Origin of the sequence: Streptomyces calidiresistens, from assembly GCF_014141525.1 — a bacterium.
Taxonomy (GTDB): domain Bacteria; phylum Actinomycetota; class Actinomycetes; order Streptomycetales; family Streptomycetaceae; genus Streptomyces; species Streptomyces calidiresistens.
The window spans coordinates 1-831 of record NZ_VKHS01001355.1 but is presented as its reverse complement, the minus strand read 5'-3'; the positions used below and the strand labels follow the sequence as shown (position 1 = coordinate 831).

Here is an 831-nt window from a genome sequence, read left to right as displayed (position 1 = left end):
CGTATGTGATCTTCACGTCGGGTTCGACGGGTCGGCCGAAGGGGGTGGTGGTCGGTCACGGGGCGTTGGCGGCTCATGTGGCGGCGGCGCGGGAGTGCTTCGCGATCACCCCCGGGGACCGCGTGCTCGCCTTCTCCTCCTTCTCCTTCGACGCCTCCCTCGACCAGCTGCTGCCGGCGCTGACCGGCGGCGCGACCGTCGTCCTGCGCCCCGACGAGCAGTGGGAGCCCGGCCGGATCCCCGGGATCGTCGCCCGCCACGGCATCACCGTCGCCAACTTCCCGCCCACCTACTGGGCCGAACTGGCCGGTTCCCTGACCGGCGCCTCGGCGACCCGCCTGGCGGCCACGCTGCGGCTGCTGATCCTCGGTGGCGAGGCGATCCCGCCCGCCGCGCTGGCGACCTGGCGGCGGCACCTGCCCGGTGTCCGGGTGGTGAACGCCTACGGTCCGACCGAGACCACGGTCACCGCCACCGTCCACGACGTGGTCGACGCCGAGGGCACCCGACGGGTGCCGATCGGCCGGCCCCTGGGCTCCCGCCGGGCCCTGGTGGTGGACACCGAGGGGGAGCCGGTGCCGGTGGGCATCCCCGGTGAACTGCTGATCGGCGGGCCGGAGCTGGCCCTCGGCTACCTCGGCCGGCCGGCCCTGACGGCGGAACGCTTCGTGCCCGACCCCTACGGGCCGCCCGGTGGGCGTGCGTACCGCACCGGGGACCTGGTGCGCCGGCTGCCCTCGGGGGACCTGGAGTTCCTGGGCCGTACCGACGACCAGGTCAAGATCCGGGGCTTCCGGGTCGAGCCCGGCGAGATCGAGGCCGTCCTGGCCG

1 protein-coding gene is annotated in these 831 nt (G+C 75.0%); it reads left to right on the top strand.

From position 1 onward, the window contains the following. Positions 1-47: 47 nt before the first annotated feature. A partial coding sequence (locus tag FOE67_RS27285; protein ID WP_323385611.1) for an AMP-binding protein occupies positions 48-831 on the top strand: 784 nt, incomplete at its 3' end.